Source organism: Pseudomonas sp. ML96, from assembly GCF_000761545.1.
GTDB lineage: Bacteria > Pseudomonadota > Gammaproteobacteria > Pseudomonadales > Pseudomonadaceae > Aquipseudomonas.
This window is the reverse complement of the sequence record NZ_JPMY01000017.1, coordinates 1-18821: the sequence shown is the minus strand read 5'-3', so window position 1 is coordinate 18821 and position 18821 is coordinate 1. Positions and strand designations below refer to the sequence as shown.

Below are 18821 nucleotides of genomic sequence, written 5' to 3'. Positions count from 1 at the left end.
CGGAGAGGGTTCGATCGAGGGCTAGCCCTCGATAGATCAGGCGCCAGCAAGAGCGCCGAGTCCCGGCCCAGCCGGGGCGACGCCAGCGACCATCCCAGCCATGTATTCGGGATGCCGCTGGCGTCGTTACGTATCCGCAGGGGTCACCCTGTCGGCAGCCAAGTATTCGTTGGCAGGCCGACCTCTGCGGATGCTCCTTCCTTACCCCTCATCTTCCGTGCCTGTCATGCACTCGCTCAATCACAGCTATCGGCTGACCTGCCGCGTCCTGCGGGGTTAACATGCCGGCAACCGATTAGCCGCGAGAAGTCCGATGCACGCCTGGAGCCCCGAAAGCTGGAGAAAGCACCCCATCCAGCAGCAACCCGAATACCCCGATGCCGCCCACCTGGCCCGCGTGGAGCAGACCCTGGCCGGCTACCCGCCGCTGGTGTTCGCCGGCGAGGCCCGTGAGCTGCGCCGCCAGTTCGCCGAGGTTACCCAGGGTCGTGCCTTCCTGCTGCAGGGCGGCGACTGCGCCGAGAGCTTCGCCGAATTCAGCGCGGCGAAGATCCGCGACACCTTCAAGGTGATGCTGCAGATGGCCATCGTCATGACCTTCGCCGCCGGCTGCCCGGTGGTGAAAGTCGGGCGCATGGCCGGCCAGTTCGCCAAGCCGCGTTCTTCCGGCAGCGAGACCATCGATGGCGTGACCCTGCCGGCCTACCGCGGCGACATCGTCAATGGCATCGGCTTCGACGCCGTTAGCCGCGTACCGGACCCGGACCGTCTGCTGCAGGCCTACCACCAGGCCACCGCCAGCCTCAACCTGCTGCGCGCCTTCGCCCAAGGCGGCTTCGCCGACGTGCACCAGGTGCACCAGTGGAACCTGGACTTCATCGCCAACTCGGCGCTTTCCGAGAAGTACCACCAGCTGGCCAACCGCATCGACGAAACCCTCGCCTTTATGCGCGCGGTCGGCATGGACAGCGCGCCGCAGCTGCGCGAAGTCAGCTTCTTCACCGCCCACGAGGCGCTGCTGCTGAACTACGAGCAGGCCTTCGTGCGCCAAGACAGCCTTACCGGGCGCTGGTACGACTGCTCCGCGCACATGCTGTGGATCGGCGACCGCACCCGCCAACTGGACGGCGCCCACGTCGAATTCATGCGCGGCATCGAGAACCCCATCGGGGTCAAGGTCGGTCCGAGCATGGACCCGGACGAGCTGATCCGCCTGATCGACGTGCTCAACCCGGACAACGATCCGGGCCGCCTCAACCTGATCGTGCGCATGGGCGCCGACAAGGTCGAGGCCAACTTCCCGCGCCTGCTGCGCAAGGTGAAGGAAGAAGGTCGCCAGGTGCTGTGGAGCTCCGACCCCATGCACGGCAACACCATCAAGGCCTCCAGCGGCTACAAGACCCGCGACTTCGCGCAGATCCTCTCCGAGGTGAAGCAGTTCTTCCAGGTGCACCGCGCCGAGGGCACCCACGCCGGCGGCATCCACATCGAGATGACCGGGCAGAACGTCACCGAGTGCATCGGCGGCTCGCGGCCGATCACCGAGGACGGCCTGTCGGACCGCTACCACACCCACTGCGACCCACGCATGAACGCCGACCAGTCGCTGGAACTGGCCTTCATGATCGCCGAGACGCTGAAACAGGCGCGCGCCTGACGCAGGTCAGAACAGGAAACGGGGCCCCAGGGCCCCGTTTTCATATCCGCTGCCTCGGTTTAGTCCTCGCGCAGCATGACCGGCTCCAGACGCCGAGACTGCCGCATAGACCAGAGGCTGAAGCACACCATGGCCAGCAATATGGCCGCCAGCACACCCGACGAGCCAATGGTGCCCAGATCAAGGCCACCCTTGTCGGTGCTCTTGGTCAGAACGTCGCCCAGGGTGGCACCGAAGGGCCGGGTCAGGACGAAGGCCAGCCAGAACAGCGCCACTCGCGAAATGCGCGTGCCGTAGTAAGCCAGCACGACCGCCACCAGCAGGCTGCCGATGAGCAATGCGCCGCCGGCGAAGCCCAGCCCCGAGTCGTCTGCGAGGTAGTCGCCGAGGGCAGTGCCCAATGTGTTGGAAACCAGTATCGCGCCCCAGTAGAACAGCTCGCCACGACGCGTGGTGATGTGATCTACGGACAATGACTTCTCACTCGCTCGCCAGCTGGCCAGCACCATGATCAGCAGAGAAATGAGGATGGCCGACCCCGTGGCATACCCCAGGCCGAGAGTCCGGTCCATGAAGTCGGACATGGTAGTCCCCGCGGTACTGGTCATCAGAATCACCGTCCAGTACAGCGCAGGCTGATAAGTCCGGGCCCGCAACTGGCCGAGCAGGGACATGATGAAGAGACTGATGAGCAGTAGCGAGCTGAGCGCATAACCGATGTTCAGGGTCATGGATAACAGATCGCCTGCGGTCTCCCCCAGGGTCGTGGCACAGATTTTCATCACCCAGAAGGCCAGGGTTATCTGAGGTAGCTTGTTCATGGAATGCCCCCATCAATGCCCGAGGTATTCGAGCTTGGGTGGCAATCTAGGGAAGGAAACGTTGCCGCTGCGTAAAAAAGGCCTGAAAAAAACGTCAAAACGGCCAATATCGTTGGCCACCAGCTTGCGACTCACTTCACGCCCTCATCAGTCCCGATCACCGAAAATGCCGCGCCGGCCGGATGCCGACGCCTCTGGCCCTCCATTGCCTCAACTTTCAAGGACGATAAGCATGAAACTGCAGTTCTCCCTCTCCGCCCTGGCCCTGGCCACCCTGCTCAGCGGCTGCCAGAACATGAGCCCCGACGCCATGCTCAGCACCGGCATGCAGGCCATGCAAGCCGCCACCCTCAGCGACGCCGAAGTGAAGGCCATGGCCGACGAGGCATGCGTGCAGGTGGATGCCGAGTCGCCCATCGTCCCGGCCGATAGCGAATACAGCCAGCGTCTGGAAAAGATCGCCGCCAACCTTGGCAGCCAGGTCAACGGCACCCCGGTCACCTACAAGGTCTATGAGACCGACGAGGTCAACGCCTGGGCCATGGCCAACGGTTGCGTGCGCGTGTACAGCGGCCTGATGGACCTGATGAACGACAACGAAGTGGAAGGCGTGCTCGGCCACGAGATGGGCCACGTCGCCCTCGGCCACACCAAGAAGGCCATGCAGGCCGCCTACGCCACCTCGGTGGCCCGTGGCGCCGCAGCTTCCTCGGGCAACACCGCGGTCTCGGCGCTGTCCAGCTCGCAGCTGGGCGACCTCGGCGAAGAGCTGGTCAACGCGCAGTTCTCGCAGTCCCAAGAGAGCGCCGCCGATGACTTCTCCTTCGACCTGCTGAAGAAGCGCGGCATCCCGCTGGACGGCCTGGCCAGTGCCTTCGACAAACTGGCCAAGCTGGGCGGCGACGACAGCAGCATGTTCGACTCCCACCCGGGTTCGGCCGACCGCGCCGCGCATATCCGCCAGCGCATCGCAGCCGAGAAGTAAGCCTCGAAACCCGCTCGCGCCATCCGGTGCGGGCGGGCCTAGCCCTCCAGCAACGGCCGCAGCAGCGTCGCCACCGGCGAGCGACAGTTCAGCAGCACCGCCTCCAGCCCCAGCCACTGCGCCAACGCGCGCAGCTCCCCGGCCAGGGCGTACAACGCCTCCTCGCTCAGCACCGCCTCCTCCAGATGCACGGCATGCACCGCCAGGCGCCCGTGCGCGCGCTCGCTGCGCAGGTCGACTCGCGCCAGCAGGCGCTCGTGGTGCAGGAACGGCAGCACGTAGTAGCCATACACGCGCTTGTCCGGCGGGGTGTAGATTTCCAGGCGATAGCGGAAGCCGAACAGCCGCTCGGTGCGCTCGCGCTCCCAGATCAGCGAATCGAAGGGCGACAGCAAGGCGCTACCACGCACCCGGCGCGGGATGCTTGGCTCGCCCCGGCAATAGGCCGGCTGCTTCCAGCCCTGCACCACCACCGGCTGCAGCTCGCCGGCCTCGACCAGCTCGGCAATGCGCGCCTTGGCGTCGCTCGCATCCAGGCGGAAGTAATCGCGCAGGTCGCGCTCAGTCGCAACTCCCAAAGCCGCAGCCGAATGCAGCAGCAATTGGCGCTGGGCCTCGGCTTCGTCCAGCTCAGGATGATCGAGCTGGGCGGCGGGAATCACCCGCTGCGGCAGATCGTACAGGCGCTCGAAGCCCCGGCGCCCGGCCACCGTTACCAGGCCGGCAGCGAACAGCCACTCCAGCGCATGCTTCTCCGCACTCCAGTCCCACCAAGGGCCGGCGCGCTCGCTGCGGGTACTCAGGCTACCGGCGCCCAGGGCGCCCTGTTCGCGCACCGCCAGCAGCACGCGCTGGATCACGTCCTGCCGCTGGCGACCGAACTCGGCCAACTGGCGGTAGATGCCCTGCCCCTCTGCCGCCCGGCGCATGCGCCAGCGCAGCAGCGGATACAGTTCCAACGGCAGCAGCGAGGCCTCGTGGCCCCAGTATTCGAACAGGCTGCGGCGCCGCGGCTTGCCCCAGGCCAGGTCGTCCAGCAACGCCGGATCGTAGTGACCGAGGCGCGAGAAAGCCGGCAGGTAGTGCGAGCGTACCAGGGCGTTGACCGAGTCGATCTGCAGCACACCGAGGCGCTCGATCTGCGCGCGCAGCTGGCGATGGCCAATGGCGCCGCGCGGCATGCGGGCGAAGCCCTGGGCGGCCAGGGCCAGGCGGCGGGCTTCAGCGAGGGAGAGCGAGAGAGTCATGCGCCCAGCCTAGCAGGACGGCGCGGCCACCTGTTCCGGCGCGGCGAAGGCCTGGCGAAAGCTGAAGGCATGCGCCGTGGCACCGTGCTCGCGCAGGTGCGCCAGACGCTGCGCAGCCTCCACCACGCTCGGCCGATGCCCGGCCGGCACCCACCAGAGCACCTGGTGCGCCTGCTCGACCTTGTCGAACCATTCGCGGCGGCGCTTGAGCATCTCGGTGTGCGCCGATTTGTAGACGTAGTCGCTGAGCGACTGCACGTCGCGCCACAGCGACATGTTGACCAGCACCTCGTCACCGAAGGGGCGGATGGCGGTAGCGTCGCCAGCCTCGTCCTGCAGGCGCCAGACATAACCCGGCGCCGCCTCGGCCAGGCCGTTGATGCGCTCCAGATTGGCGACGAAGTCGGCCAGCTGCGGTGAGTCCAGCGGTGCCTTCAGCTGGGCGATGTTGAGCTGGGCCAGGTGGTAACGTTCCATGTCGTACTCCTTCAACGGGCCTCGGCGGCGCCACGGGCGGCGCGCAGGCGTTTGCTCAGCCAGGCGTGGCTGCTGACCAGGGTGATCCCCAGCAGCACCAGCCCGGCGCCGATCACGAAGTTCAGGCTCAGCGGCTCGTCCAGCACCAGTACGCCGAAGGTCACCCCATACAATGGCGTCATGAAGGCGAACACCGCCAGGTTCGACGCCAGGTAGCGGCGCAGCAGCCAGAACCAGGCCAGGTAGCTGAAGAAGGCCACCACCACACCCTGGAACAGCACCGAGCCGATGGCCACGGGCGTCCAGTGCACCGGGCCGATCTGCCCGGTGAACAGCACATAGCCCAGCAGCAGAACGAAGGCCACCGCCAGTTGGTAGAACAGGGTCAGCCCGGCCGGCGCCTCGGACAGCCGCGAGCCACGGATAACCACGGTGGTCAGGCCCCAGGACAGACCGGCGAGCAGGCCCAGCAGATCGCCGAGCAGCATGCGCCGGTCCAGGTGCGCCCAGTCCGCGCCGCCGCCGAAGGCCAGTAGCACACCACCGAAACACAGGCCGATGCCCAGCCACTGCGCCGGCTTCAGGCGTTCGCTGGGCAGCAGAAAATGCAGGCCCAGCGCCGAGAAGATCGGCGCCGTATAGAGGAACACCGCCATGTGCGAAGCCGAGGTGAAGCGCAGCCCCTCGGCGATGAAGAAGAACTCCAGGCCGAACAGCACGCCCGCGAGCAGGCCGCCGCGCCATGTGCTCGGCAGCCAGGTGCGCCAGCCGCCCTGCCAGAGCAGCAGCAGGCCGACCAGCACAGCGGCGATGGCCGAACGCAGCACCACCTGCAGCAGCGGCGCGATATCGGCCGCGGCCAGCTTGATCGCCACCTGCTGGCTGCCCCAGAGGGCGCACAACAGCAGCATCAGTTGAAACAGGAACAGGTCGGCTCCCTTGCGCGACGCACTCATGCGCAGACTCCCAAGAGCCTGTTTACGGTCTCGCGAGCTAGAGCCAAACAAGGGCGAAAGCGACCGAAGAAGCGCAGTTTACGTGTTGTAAATGAGCATTCTGAGGGAGCTTTCAACCTTGTTTGGCCGACGCGCAGCAGATCGTAAATAGGTTCTGACACCAGCATGCAAACCTCGAATCAGTAGTGTTGCGGATCATCCCAGAACGGACGCTCGCTTTCCTGCATGACATCGCCACGGCTCAGGCCCATGTCCTTCAATGCCATCTCATCCAGCATCGCCAGTTGTCTGCGCTGCCGCGCCAGCTCCTGCCAGCGCTTCAACCGCGTCCACCAGGCCTTCCAGCCGATGCTGCGCAAAGCAACATCGAACGATGGCGAACCTGCCAGTGCGTACCCTTTCTGACCTTTCATCATCACGCCCTCCCTGTGGGGTTGGCGGCAGTTTCCATCCGCGATTAAGATCAATCCAACGAATGTTTCTTATGCACTGCATCTTGGAGATTGATGGATGGCCCACTACCCGAGCATCGACACCGAGTTGCTGCGCAGTTTCGTCGCCATCGCCGACAGCGGCGGTTTCACCCGTGCGGCCGAGGCGGTCAACCGCACCCAGTCGGCGGTAAGCATGCAGATGAAGCGCCTGGAGGCTGACGTGGTGCAGCGCCCGCTGTTCGAGCGCGACGGCCGCCAGGTGCGCCTGACGCCCGAGGGGCAGATCCTGCTGGGCTACGCGCGGCGTATCCTCAAGCTGCACGGCGAGGTGCTCAATACCCTGCGCGAACCGCACATGGTCGGCTCGGTGCGCATCGGCACACCGGACGACTACGTGATGCGCTTTCTGCCGGACATCCTCTCGCGTTTCGCCCAGGCCTACCCGCTGGTGCAGGTGGAAGTGCATTGCGAGCCCACCACCCTGCTGCTGCAACGCCAGGACCTCGACCTGACCATCGTCACCCGCGAGCCGGGCAAGGAGATCGGCCAGCTGCTGCGCCAGGAACGCTTCGTCTGGGCGGTGGCCCAGGGCTTCAGCCCGCACGAGCAGAACCCCATGCCGCTGGCGATGTTCAACGTCGACTGCTTCTGCCGCGCCTGGGCCTGCAATGCGCTGGACGCCATCGAGCGCCCCTACCGCATCGCCTACACCAGCCCCAGCCTGTCGGCGCTGTTCGCCGTGGTGCGCGCCGGCCTGGCAGTGACTTCCCAGCTGCACAGCCTGATCACCCCGGACCTGCGCATCCTCGGCGAGGAAGAAGGCTTCCCGCTGCTGCCGCTGACCAGCATCGCGCTGATCCGCAACGCGGAACGCCAGTCACAGGTGACCGACACCCTGGCCGAGCATATCGTCGAAGGCTTCCGCCTCTAGGCCTACCTCAGCGCCAGCAACACCGCGCAGAGAATCAGAAAGCCGCAGAACAGACCGCGCAGCACCTTCTCCGGCAGGGCATGGGCCAGCTTCACCCCCCAGGTGATGCTGAGCAGGCCGCCAACGGCCAGGGGAATGCCCATCGCCCAGTCCACGTGATCGTGCAGCGCGTAGGTCAGCAGGGTCACGCCGGTGCTGGGTAGCGCCAGGGCCAGCGACAGGCCCTGGGCCATGATCTGCCCGGCGCCGAACAGATTGGTCAGCACCGGCACCGCCAGCACCGCCCCGCCGACGCCGAACAGACCACCGAGCGCGCCCGCCGCGCCGCCCACCACGCCCAGCCACGGCCAGGGATGGCGCAGCTGTGCGGAGGCCGGCGGCGTGTGCATGAACAGCCGCGCCAGGTTGTACAGTGCCAGCACCACTAGGAATACGACGAAGGCCATGCGCATGCGCTCGGCCTGCAGCTCGACGGCGTACAACGAGGCCAGCCAGGCGCAGACGATGCCCGTGCTCGCCAGCAGCAGCGCATATTTGGGCTCGATGCGATTGCGCTGGTTGTAGCGCCACAGCGCCAGCACCACGTTGGGCACCACCATCACTAGCGCCGTGCCCTGGGCCAGCTGCTGGTCGAGGCCGAACAACACGCCCAGCGCGGGAATCGCCACCAGGCCGCCACCGATGCCGAACAGGCCACCCACGGTGCCCATCGCCAGACCGAGCAACAGGTTCAACAACAGATCGATTGGACTCATGAAACCTCCTCGGCTGGCCGCATGCTAGTCAGTCGCGCCTGGCATGGAAATGCATAAGCACGCACAATGCTTTTGCGCATCACGCAAAGGCAGACCATGAATCCCGATCAGCTCACCGACCAGTTCGCCCTCTATCTCGATGTGCTGGAGAGCGGCAGCTTCTCCGGCGCCGCACGGCGCCAGCAACTCACACCCTCGGCCGTATCGCGGCGCATCGACGCCCTGGAGCGCGCCCTCGGCTGTGCGCTGTTCAGCCGTAGCACCCACGCGGTCAAGGCGACCCCGGCGGGCCTGGCGTTCGCCGAGCGGGCCCGGCGCATCCTCACCGAGCTGCACCAGGCGCGCGCCGAAGCGGTATCGCTGAGCAGCGCACCGGAAGGGCTGATTCGCATCGACGCGCCCTCGCCCTTCGGCCGCCGCCATCTGGCGCCGGCGATTGCCGAGTTTCTCACCCTGTACCCAGGCCTCGACGTGCAGCTGCGCCTGATCGACAGCTTCATCGACCTGCAGGGCGAGCACCTGGGCGAGGTAGACCTGGTGCTGCGCATTGGCCCGCTGGCCGACACGCGCCTGGTCGCCACGCCGCTGGCACCGCTGGTTCGCGTGCTCTGCGCCAGCCCCGAGTACATCAGGCGCCGCGGCCTGTTGCGCGATGCACGCGAGCTGCCGGAACACGACGGCCTGGACTGGGACGCCCTGTCACCGCCACACGCCTGGCGCTTCGAGGTCGACGGCCGCCTGCAGCTACTACGCCCGGGGCGCCTGCGCCTGACCGCCAACAACGCCGAAACCCTGCTGTTCAGCGCCGTGGCCGGCCTCGGCATCGCCCACCTGCCGACCTGGCTGATCAGCGACTACCTGGTACGCGGCGAGCTGGTGCCGCTGCTCTGCGATGGCGGCCTGCCAGCGGCCGAGCCCAGCGGCATCTACGCCCTGCGCTTGGCCAGCGAGGCCAGCTCGCGCACGCGCCTGCTGCTGGAGTTCCTCAAGCAGCGCTTCGGCCCGATCCCGCCCTGGGACCTGGCCCTGCAACGCGGCCTCAACAGAAACTGAGGGCAACAAAAAGCCCGGCACTGGGCCGGGCTTTTTGCGAGGCGGTTGGCCTTAGGCCGACGGCGCCTGGGTACGGCTCTTGTAGGAACCGTCACGGGTGTCGATCTCGATCCAGTCGTCGATGTTGCAGAAGTCTGCAACCTTGACTTCGGTACCGTTGCGCAGCTTGGCCGGCTTCATGACCTTGCCGGAAGTGTCGCCACGGGCAGAGTTCTCGGTGTAGGTGATCTGGCGAACGATGGTGGTCGGCAGGTCAACGGAGATCACTTTGCCTTCGAAGAACACGGCTTCGCAGATATCGGTCATGCCTTCTTCGATGAACGGCAGAACGCTTTCCAGGTCTTCGGCGCGCAGCTCGTAGGAGTTGTACTCCGGATCCATGAAGACGTAGTCGTCGCCATTGATGTAGGACAGGGTCACTTCCTTGCGCTCAAGGATGACCGGCTCCATCTTGTCGTCGGCCTTGTAAACGGTCTCGGTCTTGGAGCCGTTGATCAGGTTCTTCAGCTTCATCTTGACGATGGCGCTGTTACGGCCGGACTTGGTGAATTCGGCTTTCTGAATCAGCCACGGGTGGCCGTCGATCAGAGCCACGCTGTTGGGCTTCATTTCTTGTGCGGTTTTCATACGTGTATCCGGGTTTAGATGGAGGTACAGATTTCTAGGCCGCGCATGATAGCCAATTTCGATGAAACTGCACCAGCGCCGCGGTGAGATCGGGACGGGTGGACTGCTCCATGCACCAGGCCTCGGCATGCTCGGACAGGCTGCGCTCCTGCGTCAGGAAGCCAGCCCAGGCCGCGCCCATGTCGCCCTGGCCGTTCCAGGCATGCCACAGCGCCCGCAACGCCGCGGCGGCTGCGGGCGACAACCCGTCGCAGTAGCCGTCGAGGAAGGCGTCCAGCTTGTCCCAGTGCGCACCCTCCTCCTGCTGGTAGATGTGCCAGAGCAGCGGCCGCCCGGCCCACTGCGCACGGACGAAAGAATCCTCGCCGCGGATGGCGTTGAAGTCGCAGCTCCACAGCAGCTTGTCGTAGTCCGGCTGGCTGACGAAGGGCAGCAGGTGCAGCTGCAGGTTGCCACGGCGCCAGTTGCCGCCCTCTTCCAGCGCTTCGGCACCTAGCCAGCGGCACAGGTCGCCCTCAATGCGCCCGCGCGGCACCAGCAGCTGGCTCGGTTCGGCGGCGCCGGCCAGGGCGTCCAACCAGGCAGCCAGGCCGGTATTTTCGTAAGCGAACAGTGAGATCAGCCGGGCGCCAGCCAGCGGCTCAATCCCGAGACTGGCGAGGAAGGTCTGCCGCGCTGCGCCGTCGGCCTGGAAGGCGCGGCGCCGCGCCAGCAGATCGGCCTCGCGCAGCAGGCCGCCGGTGCCCTCGGTAAAACCGGGGAGGAAGAAGAACTTCTGCAGCCCGCCCGGCTGCGGTGACGGCAGACCATGGCAGCCGGCGACCCAGTCCTCGGCGCTGAGGTATTCCAGATTGAGCCACAACGGCTTGCTCGCCCGCGCCGCCATCGCCGCCACATAGTTCTCGGGCAGGGTGCAGGCGAAGGCCTCGATCACCACATCAGCCGCGTCTACGGCGGGAAAGTCCTTGGGCCAGTGACGCACCTCGACACCAGCCACCAGCCATTGCCCGGCCGCCACATCGGCCTGCGGGCACAGGCGCAGGAAGGCGGCCGGCTCGTCCACCCACAGGCGCACCGCCAGGCCGTGCTCGGCCGCCAGCTGACGGGCCAGGCGCCAGGTCACGCCGATGTCGCCGTAGTTGTCCACCACGCTGCAGAAGATGTCCCACCGGGCGCCCATGAACCGCTCCACTCAGATTGCTGCGGCGGATTCTACGTCAGCGCCGCCGGCCTGCGCCGCGTGGGCGAGAAAGTCGATCAGCGCGCGCGAGGCCGGCGACAGCTGGCGATGCGGCGGGTAGATGATGGAGAACGGCCGGCTGCTCCCCTCCAGCTCCGGTAGCAGGCGCACCAAGCGACCCTGTTCGATGCGCTCATGCAGGATGAACGCGTACGACTGGCAGATGCCCAGCCCGGCCTCGGCCAGCGATACCGTGCCCAGCACATCATCGGTGACCTGCACATGGCCCCTGGGCTGCCAGTCCAGCTCCTGCTCGCCATCGCGGAACAGCCAGGGCGCGACCTTGCCGCGACTGGGCATGATGAATGGCAGACAGGCGTGCCGTTCCAGATCGGCCAGGCTGCTCGGTGCACCGACACGAGCGAGGTAGCTCGGCGCGGCCACCAGGCACAGGCGTGCCTCCTCCAGACGACGGCCAACCAGGCCGCTGTCCGGCAGGCGACCGAGGCGGATCGCCAGGTCGTAGCCCTCGGCCACCAGATCGACATTGCGGTTGCTGATACCCAGCTCCACCTGCACCTGCGGATAGGCCAGGGCGAACTGCGCCAGCAGCTGCGGCAAGCGGTAGTGGCCGTAGGTGGTCGGCGCGCTCAGGCGCACTCGCCCGGCCACCTCGCCGCCACCCTGGATACGCCGCTCGGCATCGTCGATCAGGGCAAAGGCGGCGCGGGCCTGCTCCAGGTAGAGACGGCCATCCTCGGTCAGGCTCAGGCGCCGGGTAGTGCGGCGCAGCAGCTGGCTGCCGAGGCGCGCTTCGAGCCGCGAGATAGCGCGGCTGATCACCGAGGGCGTAGTACCCAGGCTGACCGAGGCGGCGCTCAGCGAGCCACGCTCGACCACGCAGAGAAAGGCCTCGACGTCGCCGAGGTGATCGAAGCGCCGGGCCATTCTTGCCTCCAGAGCACAGGTTATTTCCAGTGCGGTGAGTTTATCGCCGCCAACGGCAGCAATACAGTTTCCCCACCTGTTCCCTACCCGGAGAATTTGCGATGCCCAGCCTCGCCAAGATCGCCCTCGCCACCGCCATCACTGTAGCCAGCCTCGGCGCCCAGGCCGCCAACGTGCTGGTGGTGCTGTCCGACGCCGACCACCTCGACCTCAAGGACGGCAAGGTCTACCCCACCGGTTTCTTCCTCAACGAGCTGATGCAGCCGACCAAGCTGCTGCTCGACGCCGGCCACTCGGTGACCTTCGCCACGCCCAACGGCCTGGCCCCGACCATGGACGTCACCTCGGATTCCGCCCAGTACTTCGGCGGCGACGCCGCCAGCCTGGCCGCGCACAAGGCGCTGCTGGAGAAACTGCGCCTGACCGAGGCCGGCGCCTCGCCGGTGATCAGCCTGGCCCGCGTCGAGCAGATCGGCTACCAGCATTTCGATGCGCTGTACGTGCCCGGCGGCCATGCGCCGATGCAGGACCTGCTGACCAGCCCGCAACTGGGCAAGCTGTTGCGCGCCTTCCACGCCGAGAGCAAGACCACCGCGCTGGTCTGCCACGGCCCCATCGCCCTGCTCTCCGCCCTGCCCGATGCCGCCGGCTACGTGCAGCGTCTGGAACGCGACAATGCCGCCAAGGCCGAGCAGGCGTGGATCTACGCCGGCTACCAGATGACGGTGATCAGCAATCAGGAAGAGGAACAGGCCAAGCAGGCGCTGAATGGCGGCGAGATGAAGTTCTATCCGCAGACCGGCCTGCAGCACGCCGGCGGCAGCTACAGCAGCAATACCGCGCCGTGGAGCCCGCACATGGTGGTCGACCGCGAGCTGATCACCGGGCAGAACCCGGCGTCAGCCCAGCAGGTCGGTGAAGAGCTGCTGCGTCGTTTGCAGTAAGCATTAGCCACCATACGGCGGGTACTGCTCGCCCGGGGCGCGCTTGTCCTGGGCGCGCCCCGCCTGCGGGATACGCGCCGGCCAAGGCGGGTCGATCTGCGGGTCACGCAGGTCCGGCGAGTCAGGGTCGAAGCCCAGTTCACGGCGGACCTGCTGCGTACTCGGCGCGATGCCCGGCAGGCTGCGGCCATCGTCCTGCGAATCCCGGCGGGCCAGGAAGAAGTCTTTCAAGCTCATGGTTCACCTCATGCAATCTGGAGTGATGAGCTTTCGAGGGCGACATACCCGCGGGGTTCGAACATTCTGTCGGAAACAAAAAAGGGCCGTCCCCCTGCCTGGTAAGGACGACCCCGTAACCGCACGGGCTCAGCGCGCCGTGATCACCGCCAGCTTGGTGATGCCGGCGCGCTCGATGCTGGCCATGGACTTGGCCACCACCCCGTAGTCCACCGAATCATCGGCCTGCAGTTGCACCTTGACCTCGGCGTCCTTGGCCTTGGCCTCGGCCAAGCGCGCTTCCAGCAGCTCCGGCTGGACCTCGTCCTTGTTGATGAACAGCTTGCCTTCGCCGTCGATGCTCACCACCAGCGGGTCTTTCTGATCCGCCGGGGCCACCGCCTCGGTCTTCGGCAGGTTGATCGGGATGGAGTTAGTCAGCAGCGGCGCGGTGACGATGAACACCACCAGCAGCACCAGCATCACGTCCACCAGCGGGGTCACGTTGATCTCGCTGAGGACCTCGTCGCTATCCTGGGTCGAGAAGGCCATGTCAGATGGCCTCCTTCACGTTCTGCGCCTGCTGCGGCTTGCGCGCGCCAGGGTGGACCAGAACTTTGAACGCACTCTTCTGCGCCAGGCTGTAGAAGTCATGGGCGAAGTCGTCGAGGTCGGCGGCAGTCAGCTTGAGGCGACGCAGGAAGTAGTTGTAAACCAGCACCGCCGGTACGGCGACGGCGATACCCACGCCGGTAGCAACCAGTGCGGCGCCGATCGGGCCGGCCACGGTTTCCAGGCTGGCGTTACCAGCCGCGCTGATGCCCTTGAGCGCTTCCATGATGCCCCACACGGTGCCGAACAGGCCGATGAAGGGCGAGGTCGAGCCGATCGAGGCCAGCACCGCCAGGCCGGATTCCAGGGAGCGGCGCTCGCGCTGGATCTGCTGGCGCAGGGCGCGCTCCAGACGGTCCTGGTGGTTGATGGCCTGGCTCAGGTCGCTGGGCTGGCCGTCCTGCACCTGGATGGCGGCGAAGCCGGCCTGGGCCAGGTGCGCCACGGCACCGGCCTGGCCATGGCCCAGTTCGGCAGCCGAGTCGAGACTGGTGGCGCTCCAGAACAGCTTCTGGAACTTGCGGTCACGGTGACGCTGGCGGGCGAACTGGATGCCCTTGATCAGGGCCAGGCCCCAGGTGACCACGGAAAAGCCGATCAGCAGCCAGATGACCGCGTGCTCGACCGATTGCAGGGGGGAGTCAACCAACAGATTCATTTTGTGTTCCTCGTTTTCAGTCGAATTCGGTTCAGTTCAAACGGCGATTTAGTTCAAGCGCCATCTAGTTCAAGCGGAAGTCCAGCGGCACCGTCACCCAGCCTTCCTGGGCCACATCGCCACGCTTGGCCGGCACGAAGCTCCAGCGCTTGACCGCGCGTACCGCGGCCTCGTCGAGGGCTTCACGGCCACTGCTCTTCTGGATCTGGATCTCGGCGGGCTTGCCGCTGGCCAGCACCCGTACCCGCAGCAGCACCGTGCCCTCCCAACCACGACGCAGGGCCAGGCTGGGGTACTCGGGCGCCGGGTTCTTCAGGTACGCGGCGTTGGCCGAGGGCGGCGTCTCCACCGGAGCCGGAGCCGCTACCGGCGCGGCTGGCGGCGGTGGTGTCTCGGCCTTCGGCGGCTGTGGCAGTGGCTCCACCGGTTTCGGCGCCGGCTTGGGCTTGGGCTTCGGTGGCTGCGGCTTAGGCTTGGGCGGCTCGGGTTTGGGTGGCGGCTTGACCGCCAGCTCCTCCACCACCGGCGGCGGTGGCGGCGTCTCGACCACCGGCTCCGGCGGAGGCGGCGGCGCGGCGAACTCGATGGTCATTGGCGGCACCTGCACCGGCACTTCCGGCAGCACCGGCTCGGGGCGGTTGGCCAGCCAGTACAGCACTGCACCGTGCAGGGTCAGAGCGAACAGGCCGAGTAGTACCGCCTCGCGGCGGCCCAGCACCGGTGTGCTGCGGCTGGGCTGGTGGCGCTGCTGGCCGAGGGCCTGACGTAGCTGCACGCCGAGGTCGAGGACCTCGCCGGGGTTGCGCCGCAGTACCTGGTTCAGGTTGTCGGCTTTGAGGACGTTGCCCATCTGGCAGTGCTCCTGGATCACGGGACCGGCCTCGTTCCGGCCTTGGTTCAATTCACGCCGGGGCCCGCTTCAGACAGGTCCCGATGGCTTGAGCCAAATGATTGTCGGCACTGCTTATTTCTTAAAGTATCTTTTTATAAGATTGTAATTCTTTAAAGGAATATATATTTATATCTTATTGATTTTATTAGTATTTTTTTTGATCAATGCCTTGCGGGCATCATAAATATGCTCGCAAGGCATCGAAATCCGCCACAGCTGGCTGGAAGGCCCGTCCCAGAGCCTTTCAGCCAGGCAAAAAAAACGCCGATCCGGCAAGCCGGTCGGCGCGAAGAGCAAGGGTGCCGAAGCACCGTCACTACCGTGGACAAATGGGCAGCTGCGACACAAAAAGAGCCACCACGGGATGAAAAATCAGAACGCGGGCAGCACGGCTCCCGAGTACTTCTTCTCGATGAAGGCTTTCACCTCGGGGCTGGTCAGCGCGGCGGAGAGCTTGTGGATCGCCTCGCTGTCCTGGTTGTCCGGGCGGCTCACCAGGTAGTTCACGTAGGGCGAGTTACCGCCCTCGATCACCAGGGCGTCCTTGGTCGGGTTGAGCTTGGCCTCGAGGGCGTAGTTGGTGTTGATCAGCGCCAGGTCGACCTGGTCCAGCACGCGCGGCAGGATGGCCGCCTCCAGCTCCTTGAACTTGAAGTTGTGCGGGTTCTTGACCACGTCCTTCGGCGTTGCCTTGACGCTCTGCGGATCCTTCAGCTCGAGCAGGCCGGCGGTCTGCAGCAGGAGCAGCGCACGGCCACTGTTGCTCGGGTCGTTGGGGATGGCGATGGTCGCGCCGTTGGGCAGATCCTTCAGCGACTTGTACTTGCTGGAATAGCCGCCGAAGGGCTCGACATGCACGCCCTTGACGATCACCAGGTCGGTGCCGCGGTCCTTGTTGAAGGTGTCGAGGTAGGGCTTGGTCTGGAAGTAGTTGGCGTCGAGATGCTTCTCGCTCACCTGCAGGTTGGGCTGCACGTAGTCGGTGAAGACTTTGACGTCGAGGTCCACGCCTTCCTTGGCCAGTTGCGGTTTGATCAGTTCGAGGATTTCCGCGTGCGGTACAGGCGTGGCGGCGACGGTGAGCTTTTCTCCGGCCTGGGCCAGGGTGGCAGAGAGTGCGGCGGCCAGGGCGGTCAGGAGCAGGCTTTTCTTCATCTTGAAGGTCTCTTGTGCGAGATGCGCGGTTGGATCCTCAACCACGCGGAACGGTTGTCTGAGCCGTGCTGGGTAAGCTCCGGTCGACAGCGAGATTACGAAGATCTTTTATTTCCTAAAAATACTGTTTAATTATTCTTTTATTCCTTAAAAGAATATTCAGTTCCCCTCACCCGCTCCGCTCCAGATCGCCGCGTGAATATCCAGCGCTCGCGGCAGCAAACGGTTCTGCACGAACAGGTCGGCGGTGTGCTGTTGCGCCGCGACGATCTCGGCGGTCAGCAGGCCGATCGGCGACGGCGGACGGTGGCTGAAGGCCCGCGCGATCACCGCCTGGCTGAGGCCGGTGACCTTGGCCAGCACGGCGATACTGGCGGCCTCCTCGCTGCGGGTCAGCGCTTCGGCGCGGTTCAGCTCGGCGAGCAGCTCGGGGAGGAACTGCGGGTTGGCCTCGGCAAATGGCCGCGCCGCCAGCACGAAGGGCCCGCTCAGGCCGAGGCCCTCGCCGTTGACCAGCAGGCGGGCGCGACCTTCCAGCTCGATGGCCGAGTAGAACGGGTCCCAGATCGCCCAGGCGTCCACAGCGCCACGCTCGAAGGCGGCGCGGGCGTCGGCTGGCGGCAGGTAGATCGGCTGGATATCGGCGAACGTCAAACCTTCACGGGCCAGCGCGCGCAGCACCAGGTTGTGTGCGCTGGAGCCCTTCTGCAGCGCCACGCGCTTGCCCTTGAGTTCAGCCACCGACTGCAGCGGACTGTCCTTGGCCACCAGGATCACCTCGGCCTGCGGCTTCGGCGGTTCGGCGCCGATGTACAGCAGGTCGGCGCCGGCGGCCTGGGCGAACAGCGGCGGGATATCTCCGGTGGAGCCGACGTCCAGGCTGCCGATGTTCAGCGCCTCGAGCATCTGCGGCCCGGCGGGAAACTCGATCCACTGCACGCGCACATCAGGGAAGCGCTGCTCCAGCATTCCGTGCTCCTTGGCCAATACCAGGCTGGTGGAACCCTTCTGGAAGCCGATGCGCAGCACCTCGGGGTCGGCCGCACGGGCCAGGCCGGAGAAGGCCAGCAGCGCCAGCAAGGCGGCGCCGAATCGAATGCTGTTCATGCTCACTCCCAGTCGGTGGACGGTTTTTCCCAGAGGTTGATGCCGCCCTCCACCGCATAACGGTCGATCTCGGCCAGCTCCTCGGCGCTGAAGGCCAGGTTGTCCAGCGCGGCGACGTTCTCGATGATCTGCGCAGGATTGCTGGCACCGATCAGCGCCGAGCTGACCCGCGCATCGCGCAGGGTCCAGGCCAACGCCAGTTGCGCCAGGCTCTGCCCACGGCGCGCGGCGATCTCGTTGAGCGCGCGGGCGCGGGCGATGTTGGCCTCGGACAGATGCTCGGGGCGCAGCGAGGCGCCGCCCGGGCGGTTGACTCGCGCGTCCTGCGGGATGCCATCGAGGTACTTGTCGCTGAGCAGGCCCTGGGCCAACGCAGTGAACACGATGACGCCGGCGCCCAGCTCATCGGTGGCGTCGAGCAGGTCCTTCTCGATCCAGCGGTTGAACAGGTTGTAGGCCGGCTGGTGGATCAGCAGCGGTACCTTCAGCTCGCGCAGCAGCGCGGCGATCTCGCGGGTCTTGCCCGCCGAGTAGGAGGAAATACCGACGTACAGCGCCTTGCCCTGGCGAACGATGTCGGCCAGGGCGATGGCGGTCTCCTCCAGTGGCGTGTCGGCGTCGAAGCGGTGCGAGTAGAAAATGTCCACGTAGTCCAGGCCCAGGCGCTGCAGGCTCTGGTCGAGGCTGGAGAGCAGGTACTTGCGCGAGCTGCCGCCCTGCCCGTACGGCCCCGGCCACATGTCCCAGCCAGCCTTGGTGGAGATGATCAGCTCGTCGCGATGGGCCTTGAAGTCTTCCTGCAGCAGGCGGCCGAAGTTGCTCTCGGCGCTGCCGTAGGGCGGGCCGTAGTTGTTGGCCAGGTCGAAGTGGGTGATGCCCAGGTCGAAGGCGGTGCGCAGCAGCGCGCGCTGGGTGTCGATCGGCGTGGCGTCGCCGAAGTTGTGCCACAGGCCCAGGGACAGGGCCGGCAGCAGCAGGCCGCTGCGGCCGACACGACGATAGGGAATGCGTTGGTAGCGGTTGGCGGCGGGGATGTAGCTCATGGGTGAGTCCTTAAAGCGCTCGATTCAGATTCCCCCTCTCCCCCTGGGAGAGGGGTTGGGGGTGAGGGGTTTCCAGGCAGCTCCGAGCTGCCCATGGCCCCCCCCCCCCCCCCCCCCCCCCCC

General features: G+C 66.1%; 21 protein-coding genes. 5 read left to right on the top strand and 16 right to left on the bottom strand.

The genetic code is table 11. From position 1 onward, the window contains the following. Positions 1-313 precede the first annotated feature (313 nt). Positions 314-1657, top strand: a complete 1344-nt coding sequence (locus IP89_RS12510; RefSeq protein ID WP_043309870.1) for a class II 3-deoxy-7-phosphoheptulonate synthase — start codon at positions 314-316, stop codon at positions 1655-1657. Between the two features lie 59 nt (positions 1658-1716). Here IP89_RS12510 and IP89_RS12505 read toward each other — a convergent pair whose 3' ends face one another. After that, entirely contained in the window at positions 1717-2478 is a 762-nt protein-coding gene (locus tag IP89_RS12505) for a membrane protein (protein ID WP_043309869.1), read from the bottom strand. Between the two features lie 232 nt (positions 2479-2710). Here IP89_RS12505 and IP89_RS12500 point away from each other — a divergent pair, with 232 nt between their 5' ends. Continuing rightward, complete coding sequence (locus IP89_RS12500) at positions 2711-3463, top strand: M48 family metallopeptidase (RefSeq protein ID WP_043309868.1); 753 nt, start codon at positions 2711-2713, stop codon at positions 3461-3463. A 38-nt stretch (positions 3464-3501) separates the two neighbouring features. Here the strand turns inward: IP89_RS12500 and IP89_RS12495 are convergent, their stop codons facing one another. The 4 genes from IP89_RS12495 to IP89_RS12480 all read right to left on the bottom strand — a co-directional run bounded on the left by IP89_RS12495 (position 3502) and on the right by IP89_RS12480 (position 6556). After that, the gene (locus tag IP89_RS12495) at positions 3502-4710 is read right to left on the bottom strand and encodes a winged helix-turn-helix domain-containing protein (protein ID WP_043309867.1); all 1209 of its coding nucleotides are present in this window, start codon (positions 4708-4710) and stop codon (positions 3502-3504) included. 9 nt (positions 4711-4719) lie between these two features. Then, positions 4720-5187 (bottom strand): DUF3291 domain-containing protein, encoded by a 468-nt coding sequence (locus IP89_RS12490; protein ID WP_043309866.1) that lies wholly within the window; start codon positions 5185-5187, stop codon positions 4720-4722. An 11-nt stretch (positions 5188-5198) separates the two neighbouring features. Continuing rightward, positions 5199-6143 (bottom strand): DMT family transporter, encoded by a 945-nt coding sequence (locus IP89_RS12485; protein ID WP_043309865.1) that lies wholly within the window; start codon positions 6141-6143, stop codon positions 5199-5201. 179 nt (positions 6144-6322) lie between these two features. Continuing rightward, entirely contained in the window at positions 6323-6556 is a 234-nt protein-coding gene (locus IP89_RS12480) for a DUF1127 domain-containing protein (protein WP_043309891.1), read from the bottom strand. A gap of 97 nt (positions 6557-6653) precedes the next feature. Here IP89_RS12480 and IP89_RS12475 point away from each other — a divergent pair, with 97 nt between their 5' ends. Continuing rightward, positions 6654-7508: a LysR family transcriptional regulator gene (locus IP89_RS12475; protein ID WP_043309864.1), complete on the top strand. Its 855-nt coding sequence runs from the start codon at positions 6654-6656 to the stop codon at positions 7506-7508. Between the two features lie 2 nt (positions 7509-7510). Here IP89_RS12475 and IP89_RS12470 read toward each other — a convergent pair whose 3' ends face one another. After that, the gene (locus IP89_RS12470) at positions 7511-8263 is read right to left on the bottom strand and encodes a sulfite exporter TauE/SafE family protein (protein WP_043309863.1); all 753 of its coding nucleotides are present in this window, start codon (positions 8261-8263) and stop codon (positions 7511-7513) included. Between the two features lie 96 nt (positions 8264-8359). Between IP89_RS12470 and IP89_RS12465 the strand changes: the two genes are divergently transcribed. Further along, a complete protein-coding gene (locus IP89_RS12465; protein WP_043309862.1) occupies positions 8360-9316 on the top strand; it encodes a LysR family transcriptional regulator in 957 nt (318 codons plus the stop codon). A gap of 51 nt (positions 9317-9367) precedes the next feature. On the opposite strand, the gene efp is transcribed toward IP89_RS12465, so the two are convergent. Genes efp through IP89_RS12450 form a run of 3 tightly spaced genes read right to left on the bottom strand, consistent with a single transcriptional unit; the run spans position 9368 to position 12071 of the window. Beyond that, a complete protein-coding gene (gene efp / locus IP89_RS12460) occupies positions 9368-9943 on the bottom strand; it encodes an elongation factor P (RefSeq protein WP_043309861.1) in 576 nt (191 codons plus the stop codon). Positions 9944-9977: 34 nt separating this feature from the next. Further along, the gene (gene earP, locus IP89_RS12455; protein ID WP_043309860.1) at positions 9978-11123 is read right to left on the bottom strand and encodes an elongation factor P maturation arginine rhamnosyltransferase EarP; all 1146 of its coding nucleotides are present in this window, start codon (positions 11121-11123) and stop codon (positions 9978-9980) included. A gap of 12 nt (positions 11124-11135) precedes the next feature. Then, a complete protein-coding gene (locus tag IP89_RS12450; protein ID WP_043309859.1) occupies positions 11136-12071 on the bottom strand; it encodes a LysR family transcriptional regulator in 936 nt (311 codons plus the stop codon). A 101-nt stretch (positions 12072-12172) separates the two neighbouring features. On the opposite strand from IP89_RS12450, the gene IP89_RS12445 reads away from it, so the two are divergent. Further along, a complete protein-coding gene (locus tag IP89_RS12445; protein WP_043309858.1) occupies positions 12173-13015 on the top strand; it encodes a type 1 glutamine amidotransferase domain-containing protein in 843 nt (280 codons plus the stop codon). Positions 13016-13018: 3 nt separating this feature from the next. Here IP89_RS12445 and IP89_RS12440 read toward each other — a convergent pair whose 3' ends face one another. The 7 genes from IP89_RS12440 to mgrA form a co-directional block, all read right to left on the bottom strand. Further along, the gene (locus tag IP89_RS12440) at positions 13019-13252 is read right to left on the bottom strand and encodes a DUF6021 family protein (protein WP_043309857.1); all 234 of its coding nucleotides are present in this window, start codon (positions 13250-13252) and stop codon (positions 13019-13021) included. Positions 13253-13381: 129 nt separating this feature from the next. Further along, a complete protein-coding gene (locus IP89_RS12435; RefSeq protein ID WP_043309856.1) occupies positions 13382-13783 on the bottom strand; it encodes a biopolymer transporter ExbD in 402 nt (133 codons plus the stop codon). Between the two features lies 1 nt (position 13784). Next, positions 13785-14501: a MotA/TolQ/ExbB proton channel family protein gene (locus IP89_RS12430; protein WP_043309855.1), complete on the bottom strand. Its 717-nt coding sequence runs from the start codon at positions 14499-14501 to the stop codon at positions 13785-13787. A 64-nt stretch (positions 14502-14565) separates the two neighbouring features. Next, positions 14566-15351, bottom strand: coding sequence for an energy transducer TonB (locus IP89_RS12425; protein ID WP_052081062.1), 786 nt, complete (start codon positions 15349-15351; stop codon positions 14566-14568). Between the two features lie 414 nt (positions 15352-15765). Next, positions 15766-16548, bottom strand: coding sequence for a MetQ/NlpA family ABC transporter substrate-binding protein (locus IP89_RS12420; protein ID WP_043309854.1), 783 nt, complete (start codon positions 16546-16548; stop codon positions 15766-15768). Between the two features lie 159 nt (positions 16549-16707). Further along, positions 16708-17655: an aliphatic sulfonate ABC transporter substrate-binding protein gene (locus IP89_RS12415; protein ID WP_043309853.1), complete on the bottom strand. Its 948-nt coding sequence runs from the start codon at positions 17653-17655 to the stop codon at positions 16708-16710. A gap of 2 nt (positions 17656-17657) precedes the next feature. Next, the gene (gene mgrA / locus IP89_RS12410; RefSeq protein ID WP_043309852.1) at positions 17658-18698 is read right to left on the bottom strand and encodes an L-glyceraldehyde 3-phosphate reductase; all 1041 of its coding nucleotides are present in this window, start codon (positions 18696-18698) and stop codon (positions 17658-17660) included. Positions 18699-18821 lie beyond the last annotated feature (123 nt).

Excerpts from the sequence above, each read along its gene's own strand:
- IP89_RS12445 (WP_043309858.1), top strand. The coding sequence starts at position 12,173 with ATGCCCAGCCTCGCCAAGATCGCCCTCGCCACCGCCATCACTGTAGCC.
- earP (WP_043309860.1), bottom strand. The coding sequence starts at position 11,123 with ATGGGCGCCCGGTGGGACATCTTCTGCAGCGTGGTGGACAACTACGGC.
- IP89_RS12430 (WP_043309855.1), bottom strand. The coding sequence starts at position 14,501 with ATGAATCTGTTGGTTGACTCCCCCCTGCAATCGGTCGAGCACGCGGTC.
- IP89_RS12450 (WP_043309859.1), bottom strand. The coding sequence starts at position 12,071 with ATGGCCCGGCGCTTCGATCACCTCGGCGACGTCGAGGCCTTTCTCTGC.
- efp (WP_043309861.1), bottom strand. The coding sequence starts at position 9,943 with ATGAAAACCGCACAAGAAATGAAGCCCAACAGCGTGGCTCTGATCGAC.
- IP89_RS12490 (WP_043309866.1), bottom strand. The coding sequence starts at position 5,187 with ATGGAACGTTACCACCTGGCCCAGCTCAACATCGCCCAGCTGAAGGCA.
- IP89_RS12440 (WP_043309857.1), bottom strand. The coding sequence starts at position 13,252 with ATGAGCTTGAAAGACTTCTTCCTGGCCCGCCGGGATTCGCAGGACGAT.
- IP89_RS12475 (WP_043309864.1), top strand. The coding sequence starts at position 6,654 with ATGGCCCACTACCCGAGCATCGACACCGAGTTGCTGCGCAGTTTCGTC.
- IP89_RS12425 (WP_052081062.1), bottom strand. The coding sequence starts at position 15,351 with ATGGGCAACGTCCTCAAAGCCGACAACCTGAACCAGGTACTGCGGCGC.
- IP89_RS12465 (WP_043309862.1), top strand. The coding sequence starts at position 8,360 with ATGAATCCCGATCAGCTCACCGACCAGTTCGCCCTCTATCTCGATGTG.
- IP89_RS12500 (WP_043309868.1), top strand. The coding sequence starts at position 2,711 with ATGAAACTGCAGTTCTCCCTCTCCGCCCTGGCCCTGGCCACCCTGCTC.
- IP89_RS12420 (WP_043309854.1), bottom strand. The coding sequence starts at position 16,548 with ATGAAGAAAAGCCTGCTCCTGACCGCCCTGGCCGCCGCACTCTCTGCC.
- IP89_RS12485 (WP_043309865.1), bottom strand. The coding sequence starts at position 6,143 with ATGAGTGCGTCGCGCAAGGGAGCCGACCTGTTCCTGTTTCAACTGATG.
- IP89_RS12510 (WP_043309870.1), top strand. The coding sequence starts at position 314 with ATGCACGCCTGGAGCCCCGAAAGCTGGAGAAAGCACCCCATCCAGCAG.
- IP89_RS12495 (WP_043309867.1), bottom strand. The coding sequence starts at position 4,710 with ATGACTCTCTCGCTCTCCCTCGCTGAAGCCCGCCGCCTGGCCCTGGCC.
- IP89_RS12435 (WP_043309856.1), bottom strand. The coding sequence starts at position 13,783 with ATGGCCTTCTCGACCCAGGATAGCGACGAGGTCCTCAGCGAGATCAAC.
- IP89_RS12505 (WP_043309869.1), bottom strand. The coding sequence starts at position 2,478 with ATGAACAAGCTACCTCAGATAACCCTGGCCTTCTGGGTGATGAAAATC.
- mgrA (WP_043309852.1), bottom strand. The coding sequence starts at position 18,698 with ATGAGCTACATCCCCGCCGCCAACCGCTACCAACGCATTCCCTATCGT.
- IP89_RS12480 (WP_043309891.1), bottom strand. The coding sequence starts at position 6,556 with ATGAAAGGTCAGAAAGGGTACGCACTGGCAGGTTCGCCATCGTTCGAT.
- IP89_RS12415 (WP_043309853.1), bottom strand. The coding sequence starts at position 17,655 with ATGAACAGCATTCGATTCGGCGCCGCCTTGCTGGCGCTGCTGGCCTTC.
- IP89_RS12470 (WP_043309863.1), bottom strand. The coding sequence starts at position 8,263 with ATGAGTCCAATCGATCTGTTGTTGAACCTGTTGCTCGGTCTGGCGATG.